10 protein-coding genes and 1 tRNA gene are annotated in these 8,863 nt (G+C 56.4%); 3 read left to right on the forward strand and 8 right to left on the reverse strand.

Going from position 1 to position 8,863, the window contains the following annotated elements; all coding sequences use genetic code 11:
- The 6 genes from DBR24_RS28820 to DBR24_RS28845 all read right to left on the reverse strand — a co-directional run.
- Positions 1 to 269 (reverse strand): bacteriocin (locus DBR24_RS28820; protein ID WP_371921374.1); only part of this gene is annotated, 269 nt, incomplete at its 3' end.
- Between the two features lie 324 nt (positions 270 to 593).
- Complete coding sequence (locus DBR24_RS28825; protein WP_123467335.1) at positions 594 to 782, reverse strand: hypothetical protein; 189 nt, start codon at positions 780 to 782, stop codon at positions 594 to 596.
- 322 nt (positions 783 to 1,104) lie between these two features.
- Positions 1,105 to 1,425: a YbjQ family protein gene (locus tag DBR24_RS28830; RefSeq protein WP_123467337.1), complete on the reverse strand. Its 321-nt coding sequence runs from the start codon at positions 1,423 to 1,425 to the stop codon at positions 1,105 to 1,107.
- A 106-nt stretch (positions 1,426 to 1,531) separates the two neighbouring features.
- Positions 1,532 to 2,143 (reverse strand): adenylyl-sulfate kinase, encoded by a 612-nt coding sequence (gene cysC, locus DBR24_RS28835; RefSeq protein WP_128616398.1) that lies wholly within the window; start codon positions 2,141 to 2,143, stop codon positions 1,532 to 1,534.
- Between the two features lie 110 nt (positions 2,144 to 2,253).
- The gene (locus DBR24_RS28840; protein ID WP_128616399.1) at positions 2,254 to 3,717 is read right to left on the reverse strand and encodes a hypothetical protein; all 1,464 of its coding nucleotides are present in this window, start codon (positions 3,715 to 3,717) and stop codon (positions 2,254 to 2,256) included.
- A gap of 251 nt (positions 3,718 to 3,968) precedes the next feature.
- Positions 3,969 to 4,058, reverse strand: a tRNA-Ser gene (locus DBR24_RS28845).
- 295 nt (positions 4,059 to 4,353) lie between these two features.
- Here DBR24_RS28845 and DBR24_RS28850 point away from each other — a divergent pair.
- The 3 genes from DBR24_RS28850 (at position 4,354) to DBR24_RS28860 (ending at position 7,088) form a co-directional block, all read left to right on the forward strand.
- Positions 4,354 to 5,043, forward strand: a complete 690-nt coding sequence (locus DBR24_RS28850) for a crotonase/enoyl-CoA hydratase family protein (RefSeq protein WP_123467342.1) — start codon at positions 4,354 to 4,356, stop codon at positions 5,041 to 5,043.
- A 217-nt stretch (positions 5,044 to 5,260) separates the two neighbouring features.
- Positions 5,261 to 5,983 carry a 1-acylglycerol-3-phosphate O-acyltransferase gene (locus DBR24_RS28855; protein ID WP_123467344.1) on the forward strand — a complete coding sequence of 241 codons (723 nt, stop codon included), beginning with the start codon at positions 5,261 to 5,263 and terminating at the stop codon, positions 5,981 to 5,983.
- 133 nt (positions 5,984 to 6,116) lie between these two features.
- Positions 6,117 to 7,088 carry a magnesium and cobalt transport protein CorA gene (locus DBR24_RS28860; RefSeq protein ID WP_123467346.1) on the forward strand — a complete coding sequence of 324 codons (972 nt, stop codon included), beginning with the start codon at positions 6,117 to 6,119 and terminating at the stop codon, positions 7,086 to 7,088.
- Positions 7,089 to 7,190: 102 nt separating this feature from the next.
- On the opposite strand, the gene DBR24_RS28865 is transcribed toward DBR24_RS28860, so the two are convergent.
- Together DBR24_RS28865 and DBR24_RS28870 are read right to left on the reverse strand one after the other, a co-directional pair.
- The gene (locus DBR24_RS28865; RefSeq protein WP_128616400.1) at positions 7,191 to 7,913 is read right to left on the reverse strand and encodes an amidotransferase; all 723 of its coding nucleotides are present in this window, start codon (positions 7,911 to 7,913) and stop codon (positions 7,191 to 7,193) included.
- Positions 7,914 to 8,007: 94 nt separating this feature from the next.
- Positions 8,008 to 8,863 (reverse strand): 3-hydroxyacyl-CoA dehydrogenase NAD-binding domain-containing protein (locus DBR24_RS28870; RefSeq protein WP_256591942.1); only part of this gene is annotated, 856 nt, incomplete at its 5' end.

Genomic DNA, 8,863 nt, shown 5'->3' on the forward strand with positions numbered 1-8,863 from the left:
CTGTTGCCGATCACCGAACCACCGGCCGCACCGACACCGCCGCCGATGGCAGCTTTGGTCCGGCTGCCCTTGCCAGCGGCCATCGCACTACCCGCCGCGCCTGCGACACCGGCGCCAATTGCTGCGCCGGTGCTGCCGCCCATTTTCTGGCCGACGACATTACCCAGCGCACCACCCAGACCGCCGCCGAGTGCGGCAGTGCCTTCGCCGGCCACTGCACCTTGAGCAACCAGAAGCCCCAGAACCAGAGCAGGCAGAGTTAAACGCATGACAAACCTCACAAATCGGGGATGACAAAAAAGGGCCAGGATTTAATGCCGGATGAACGCAAAAGTCCAGACGAAATCCGGCAGCCGCGCGCACTTGGCGCCGATTGGACAGCGATTCTGGAAAAGGTTTTATCGCAGGCAAAAAAAAGCCCGCTGGGGAGACGGGCTGGAGACTTGCTTTCTAACGGATGGCTTCACCCTACTTCGAGCGGCGTGAAAAGTTTGTGAAAAGCCTTCAAACACTTCAATCATCTGTAGGACGTTTCCCTGGACATACATAAAATGCAAAAAACCCCGTTCAGGACGGGGTTGTTCGCGGGCGGACTATTTTCGGGCGCGGTTCGCAACCCGGGGTAAAAATTTCGCCTTCAGCCCCTTGGGTGCCGTCGCCTTGATCTTGCCAGTCTGCACCGGGTCTTCGCCGAATCCCGACTGATATTCCGTCTGGCCGCATCGCACACAGTTGTTGAACGGGAATTCAGCGCCATCGTCTTCGATATACGGATCAGTCATACCTTCGCCCCTTCGTAACGTGTCGACACCGGCAAAAACCCTTTTGCCTGAAAAAATATCGACCTCCAAGACTTTTGAGACTAGCCGGTCATTACCGGACTTGTGATTCATATCGACTGATGCCCGACGAATGGCCCGCAAAAATTCAAAAAAATGGAGGGCGCTCGCAGTTGCAGTTGAGCTATTCAGGCACTCCCGCCTCACTGCGAAGGATTCGCGAACATGTCCAGAAAAACCGGTGCCCTACCGCTTTCAGCTCTGATGATCAGTGGCTGCGGGACATGAATGGCCATGACGAAATCTACCAGGCACAAACTTCACATCAGCGCAGCTTCACCGCCGTCCCGGTCGCAAACACCACAACCATGCCGCCCTTGCCGGCCGGCATACTGATCTCGAAATCCAGCCCGACCACCGCATCCGCCTGCAACGCACGGGCTCGCTCCTTGATCTCTTCGGTCGCCTGAATGCGCGCCTCCTTCAATGCCCGCTCCAATGTCTGAGAGCGACCACCGAAAAAGTCGCGCATGCCGGCAAACATGTCCCGGATCACATTGACGCCCTGCACCGATTCGGCGCTGACAATATCCAGATAGGCGGTTATCTGGCGCCCCTCGATTGAATGGGTTGTAGTGGTAATCATCTGACCAATCCCTGTGGAGTGTGTAGAAAAAAAATGGCGATCAACAAAAGCGAGCCTGTGCTCAGCCTTGCAGATCGCCACTTCAAACAACTGAAAAATGACTTCGTTATTGCGCACAATTCCTGGCTTTGGCGACGATTGCCTCAACGCAGTCTGCAATGGAGCGCTCACTTGCATCCAGAACCAGTGCAGGAGCCTCAGGCACTTCATAAGGCGCAGACACGCCCGTGAAATCAGGAATCAGCCCTGCTCTGGCCTTTCGGTAAAGTCCCTTCGGATCGAGACGCTCGCAAACATCCAGCGGCGTACTCAAATAAACTTCCAGAAAACGTTCATCACCGATGATTGTTCTGGCCTTCTCGCGACACTCACGCGTCGGGGAGATGCATGCCACCATCACCGTGACGCCAGCCTCATTCATTAACCGCGCCACTTCGGCGATTCGACGAATATTTTCCGAACGATCTTCTGCGCTGAACCCCAGATCCTTGCAAAGTCCGTGACGCACATTGTCACCGTCCAGAACGTATGCAGGCTTTCCACTCTCGATCAGCAACTTTTCAATGGAAAATGCCAGCGTCGACTTACCGGAACCGCTCAGCCCGGTAAACCAGATAGTGAAGGGCTTCTGAGCAACAACACGCTCTCGGTCGACTTGTGCAACCTGAGTCGGGTGCAGCACGATATTTTCCCGGGGATTGATTTTCTCTGTTGCCATACCTACACCTCATCTCGGGTAGAGTCTGAGTCCATACACTTCAGCCTGAGTGGCCATAGACCAACCGGCCACGCGTGGGTTGCAAATCAACCAGACATCAAGCCGATTGATTATTCAACAGACCGGGTAATGGTAGAGCCAATCCAGCGAACTCCCAACGAACCGCCAAGATGCGGCAATCTGCTCGCCTCTACGTTGATGAGCAATTTATTGTTCAGATAAAACTCCAGACCCGCTGCGCTCGCGACCACGCGTATGTCGCCGCTATAAGGAAGGCCCGAAAGGCCCACGTCCGGCTCCGGCATCCAGCGCGCTCCGTCGTTTGTCCACAGGACCAACCCGGCCTCGATATCATTGATCGGCTGAATCAACAGGGCACTCATGTCGGTGTCGCCACCATTGCCTTGATAGGTCACCACCGCCACGTGGGAATCCGTGGAAGGCGTATCCAGCGAGTAGCTGAACGCCAAAGTGCGCTGTTCCTGTGCCGAGTCATCTATTTGCTTGATCAGGCAAAGATTGCCGAGAATGGCTTCTTTACCGCCGTCCTCCAGCAACTTCGGCACGCCGTAGACGAGTTCTACTCCCGCCCACTCCTGTTGAATCCTCTGCGAACGCTGGAAGGCGGTTAAGCGTTCTTCCGATTTGCGATTGAACAGGCTCCTTTCGTACAACTCCGAGACGAAAGGAAAGGTATGGCCGTGGTGCGCAAAGTCCTTGACGTTCAACAACCGGACTTCATTGACTGCGCCGTAAGGGCCGAGGCAAATGTAGTCCAGCGGCTTATAAGTATTGCGCTCCAGAACCCACAACCCGCTCATGGAACTGCGACGCAGATCCCGTCCGGTCATCTGGCTTTCCCCCACCAGCATGACATCGGACGACACCGCCAGGCCTCGCGTGTAGATAGGACTGCCGGATTCCCAGATGACATCGTTGGTATCCAGGTCGATCAGTGCACCAATGTTGCTGTGGCAGGCAATTTTCTGCCCTTCGTCCGACACCCACACGTTGTGCAGGCCCGTACGCCGTTCGATCGGCGTCAGACTGACCAGCTCCAGCCCCGGATAAGTCAGAACCGCCAACAGCGAACCGTTGTGGTGACCGTGGGCGATGACATATAAGTGCCCGTCTTTTTCGAATACGGAATTGAGATGATCGCCGGTGATTTCTTCCAGCGACAAACGATCCCAGCGCACGTTGCTCAAACGTTTTTCCTGGTAGTGCCCAGGTTTTGCCAGATCGACCACCGTGATCGCGTTGCGCCCGGTGTTGGTGCAAACCACCCGACCATCAGATGCACAGAGCACCTGGTGCGGTTCCGACAGGAACGTTTCGGACTGGAAAGAGCCGTGAGAAAGGAAGCCTACTTCAGAGGTCGCGTAAGTCTGAATGTCCTTCAGTTTTACGTTATCCAGCCCTGAATGGGACAAGACAAAATCCTTGCTGCCGGGAAACCACGAAACGCCGTAGTATTCAGTGCGCTCATTCTCAAGCGGGATAACCTTTCGAGAGTGCACCTCGACCAACAGCAAATACCCTGTCGTCGCGACGACCGCAAATAGTGGTTCCACTACTTTCTACCTCAGTAATGCCAATCTCGATCCTTCGATGCAGCACGTAACGCAGAGCCATTCGTGCGCCGATTTTAACTGCTTGGTTAAATTATTCAACGAAAGCGGCCCGTGATCGGCCTGCGCCGATAGGGCGTAGAGCGACGACCTGCGGTCTCGCGGATGCTTAGACAGGAGCCCAGGGCTATTCAGGTGCGGAAAACAAGAAACCCCGACCTCTTTCGAGATCGGGGTTTCTTGAGAATCGAATTTGGCGGTGAAGGAGAGATTCGAACTCTCGATACAGTTTCCTGTATACACACTTTCCAGGCGTGCTCCTTAAGCCACTCGGACACTTCACCGTATCTCTTCAAACATGTTCTGTCTGTCGAGGCGCGCTAATGTAGTCGAAAGCTTTGCCGATGGCAAATTTTTTTTCAGAATTTTCATGCGGTTAAGAGATAACGTCGTTCGCCGCGCCGACGGGCCATGGCAAACCGGCCAATCTTCGGTAAGCGCTGCCCTTCTATATAGAAGCAGAACGGCGCGCTATACCGGATTCCCTTGCAAACGGTGACTGGCGGGTCAGTCACGGCGCTTTACCTGGCCTGCGGTGGTGGGTAACGTCTGCGCATCTTTCTTACAAGGAATAGCGTCATGAGTGAGTTGATTTCCTACCACCTCGAAGACGGTATCGCGACCCTGACCTTGAACAACGGCAAGGTCAATGCCATTTCCCCGGACGTGATTGCGGCGTTCAACGCGGCGCTGGATCAGGCAGTGACTGATCGTGCCATTGTGATCATTACCGGCCAGCCAGGTATTCTGTCCGGCGGCTATGATTTGAAAGTGATGACCGCCGGCCCGAAAGAAGCCGTGTCATTGGTGACCGCCGGTTCGACCCTGGCCCGCCGTCTGCTCTCTCACCCGTTCCCGGTGATTGTCGCTTGCCCGGGGCACGCGGTAGCCAAGGGTGCGTTCATTCTGTTGTCCGCTGACTACCGCATCGGTGTCGACGGCCCGTTCAGCATTGGCCTGAACGAAGTGCAGATCGGCATGACCATGCACCATGCCGGTATCGAACTGGCCCGAGATCGCCTGCGGCGTTCGGCTTTCCACCGCTCGGTGATCAACGGTGAGATGTTCGATCCGAAGAGCGCGGTGGATGCAGGTTTCCTCGACAAAGTCGTCGCTGCCGAGGAGCTGCAAGGTGCCGCTTTGGCCGCTGCGCGTCAGTTGAAGAAGATCAACATGACTGCGCACAAGAACACCAAGCTGAAAGTACGCAAAGCGCTGCTGGAAACTCTGGATAACGCAATCATCCTGGACCAGGAACATCTGGGCTGATCTCTGGCCCGCAGCAACAAAGCAAAGCCCGACCGCCGTGTCGGGCTTTTTCTTGCGCACGCGGTTGAAAACGCCGTGGTAGCTCTAGGACGCGTCTGACAAGCCATTCGGAAACATGCGCTTAAACATCGGCTATCTCCGGACTCTATAGCGACAATTGCCGAAAACAGTGCACATCCGTACACTGCGCCACCTTTTGTCCCGGTGGGGCCTGAAAATGCTGTTCGTGTTTCGTATGTTATTGATGGGCCTGCACTTTATTCTGGCTGGCGTGCTCGGAGTGATCCTCGGGTTGTGCCGCCCCTTCAACCCGGACAACAGCCGGTTGTGCGCGCGCCTTTACGCTTTGCCGGCGATGTGCATTTTGCGCCTGCGCGTCAAATCCGACGTCAGCGCCTTGATGAACAAGCCGGACAGCTGCGTGATCATTGCCAACCATCAATCCAACTACGACCTGTTCGTGTTCGGTAATGTCGTGCCACGCCGTACGGTGTGCATTGGCAAGAAGAGCCTGAAATGGGTACCACTGTTCGGCCAGTTGTTCTGGCTGGCCGGCAATGTGTTGATCGACCGTGGCAACGCCCACAAGGCGCGCCAGTCGATGCTCACCACCACCCACACGCTGCAGAATGAAGACACGTCGATCTGGGTGTTCCCGGAAGGCACGCGCAATCTGGGCGAGGAGTTGCTGCCGTTCAAGAAAGGCGCGTTCCAGATGGCAATTGCCGCAGGCGTGCCGATTGTTCCGGTGTGCGTCAGCAGTTACATCAAGCACATGCGCCTGAACCGCTGGCAAAGCGGGAAAGTTCTCATACGCTCGCTACCAGCAATTCCTACAGCCGGACTGACCATGGACGACATGCCCATGCTGATCAACCAGTGTCGCGAGCAGATGCGCGAGTGCATCGACTCGATGGATCGCCAGCTCCAGGCTGCGTGAAAAAGAAACCCGCCCCGTGCGGGTTTTCTTTTGCCGGTGAACTGTGCAGATTTCACTGACTCTCAAGCAACGACACGGCTAAGCTGAAGCCTTGTATTCCCCGTCACCTGCCAAGAAGAAGTGAACCACCATCATGGGTCGAGTTGTTGCTGCTGCGGTCTACAGCGCGGGTAAAAAAGTCTCCAATATTACGCTCGATGAAGGCGCTGCCTGGGCCGCCAAGACTGGCCATTTTGTCTGGATCGGCCTCGAAGAGCCGAACGCACAGGAACTGTCCAACCTGCAACGTCAGTTCAACCTGCACGAACTGGCGATCGAAGATGCCCTGGAAAAACACAGCCGACCGAAGCTGGAAACCTTTGGCGACGCTCTGTTTATCGTCACCTACTCGCCTGTCCGTGAACATGGCGTCCTGCAGTTCATCGAGACGCATATCTTCGCCGGCAAGGGCTACATCATTACCGCACGCAACGGCCACTCGGCGTCCTACGCCCATGTCCGTCAGCGTTGTGAGGCGCGTCCGCTGTTGCTGGAGCACGGGGAAGATTTCGTCCTGTACGCGCTGCTCGATTTCGTGATCGAAAACTATCAACCGGTGGGCGAAGCGATCCACGCCGAGATTGATGAGCTGGAGCGCAATGTTCTGTGCAGTGCACTGAACGAGCATGACATTCAAAAACTGCATGGCCTGCGGCGCGACGTGTTGCGCTTGCGCCGCTACGCAGCGCCGATGGTGGAAATCGGTGAAGAGCTGCAGAAGCTGAGCTTTCCGTTCATCGACAAGAACATGCGCCCGTATTTTCGCGATGTGCAGATTCATGTCACACGGCAGATGGAAGACCTGACCACACTGGCGGACATTGCCAGTCAGACCATCGAGATTGGCGTTCTGCTGGAGGCCTCGCGACAGAGCGTGGTGCAACGCAAGTTTGCCGCGTGGGCGGCGATTCTGGCGTTTCCGACGGCGGTGGCGGGGATTTACGGGATGAATTTCCAGAACATGCCGGAGTTGAGCTGGCATTACGGCTATTTCGGCGTGCTGGGGTTTATCGCTGTGGGGTGTGTGGGGTTGTGGGCGAGTTTCAAACGATCCGGGTGGTTGTAACTGGGACCGCGCTGTCCGGACAATTAGCGAGCAGGCTCGCTCTCACATTGATCCTTGTCGATACGAAGATCCAAGTGGGAGCGAGCCTGCTCACGAAGCTGTTCAGGCAGCTTCTGGCTTGTGCGCCACAAAGCGCATCATCCATTCCGCAACCGTGGTGCCGTGGTGTTCCTGCTCCAGACTGGCCACGCCTTTGCTGTAAATCTGCGAACCCAGCGCCTCCTGACGCAGCTCCAGCAGCGCCCGCGAGTAATCGTGTATGAATTCCGGATGCCCCTGGAAGCACAGCACCTGATCATTGATGTGATAGGCGGCAAACGGGCAGAAATCGCTGGAAGCGATCACCGTGGCGTTTTCCGGCAGCGCAGTGACCTGATCCTGGTGGCTGATCAACAACGTCAGTTCCTCCCGTACCGGGTTCATCCACGGCGCCTTGGCCGCCAGTTTGTAGTTGTGGGTGCCAACGCCCCAGCCCTGGGTGGCGCGCTCGCTCTTGCCACCTAGCAGCAGCGCCAGCAGTTGATGACCGAAGCACACGCCGAGCAGTTTGTCGCCACGCTCGTAACGGGTCAGCAGGTATTGCTTGAGGGTCTGGATCCACGGATCGGTACCGAACGAGTCGGCCTTGCTGCCGGTGATCAGGTACGCATCGAACGTCAGGTCGTCGCTTGGGTATTCGCCCTGCATCACGTTGTAGACCGTGAAATCGGCGGCTATCGGTTGCTGCGAGAACAGACGCTGAAACATCTGCCCGTAACCCTGATATTGATCGACCAGTTCCGGACGCAGGATGTCGGTTTCCAGAATGCAGATGCGTAGCGACATAAAAAATACCTGACACGTGATGGGAATAATGAACACCCAGAGCCTGCCCTGAAACACCCCGGCAAGGCAAGCCCCTCAGCGTTCACCCGATCACTTAAAACAGCTCGCCTTTCGCAGCCTTTTCCAGCAGCAACGCCGGTGGGGCAAAACGCTCGCCATATTGCTCGGCCAGGTACTGCGCACGAGCGACGAAATCCTGCACGCCGTATTGGTTGATGAACTGCAGCGCACCACCCGTCCACGCGGCGAAACCAATGCCGAAGATCGAGCCGACGTTGGCATCCGCCGTCGAGGTCAGCACGCCCTCCTCCACGCAGCGCACGGTTTCGATGGCTTGCACAAACAGCAGACGATCACGTACATCCTTCGGTGAAATCTGGCCATCCGCTTTCTCGAAGCGCGTCTTCAATTCCGGCCACAGATGTTTCTGAGCACCGGCCGGGTAATCGTAAAAACCACCGCCTGCGGCTTTGCCCGGACGCTTGTATTCGTTGAGCAGCAAGTCAATCACGGCGAACGCCGGGTGCTCAATCAGTGGTTTCCCTTCTGCCTGTAGGTCCTTGGCCGTCTGCTGGCGGATATGGCTCATCAGGCTGAGGGAAACTTCATCAGAGATCGCCAGAGGCCCGACCGGCATCCCGGCCTTGCGCGCCTCGGTCTCGATCATCGGCGCGCTCACGCCCTCGCCGAGCATAGCGATGCCTTCGTTGGTAAAAGTGCCGAATACCCGCGAGGTAAAGAAGCCGCGACTGTCGTTGACCACAATCGGGGTTTTCTTGATTTGCAGGACGAAATCGAAACCGCGCGCCAGGGTTTCATCACTGGTCTGTGCGCCTTTGATGATTTCCACCAACGGCATTTTTTCCACCGGGCTGAAGAAATGCAGGCCGATGAACTTGCTTTGATCCGGCACTGCCTGCGCCAGCCCGGTGATCGGCAAGGTCGAAGTG

This window comes from Pseudomonas sp. HMWF006 (assembly GCF_003061205.1).
Classification (GTDB): Bacteria; Pseudomonadota; Gammaproteobacteria; order Pseudomonadales; family Pseudomonadaceae; genus Aquipseudomonas; species Aquipseudomonas monsensis.

Excerpts from the sequence above, each read along its gene's own strand:
- DBR24_RS28825 (WP_123467335.1), bottom strand. The coding sequence starts at position 782 with ATGACTGATCCGTATATCGAAGACGATGGCGCTGAATTCCCGTTCAAC.
- DBR24_RS28830 (WP_123467337.1), bottom strand. The coding sequence starts at position 1,425 with ATGATTACCACTACAACCCATTCAATCGAGGGGCGCCAGATAACCGCC.
- cysC (WP_128616398.1), bottom strand. The coding sequence starts at position 2,143 with ATGGCAACAGAGAAAATCAATCCCCGGGAAAATATCGTGCTGCACCCG.
- DBR24_RS28850 (WP_123467342.1), top strand. The coding sequence starts at position 4,354 with ATGAGTGAGTTGATTTCCTACCACCTCGAAGACGGTATCGCGACCCTG.
- DBR24_RS28855 (WP_123467344.1), top strand. The coding sequence starts at position 5,261 with ATGCTGTTCGTGTTTCGTATGTTATTGATGGGCCTGCACTTTATTCTG.
- DBR24_RS28860 (WP_123467346.1), top strand. The coding sequence starts at position 6,117 with ATGGGTCGAGTTGTTGCTGCTGCGGTCTACAGCGCGGGTAAAAAAGTC.
- DBR24_RS28865 (WP_128616400.1), bottom strand. The coding sequence starts at position 7,913 with ATGTCGCTACGCATCTGCATTCTGGAAACCGACATCCTGCGTCCGGAA.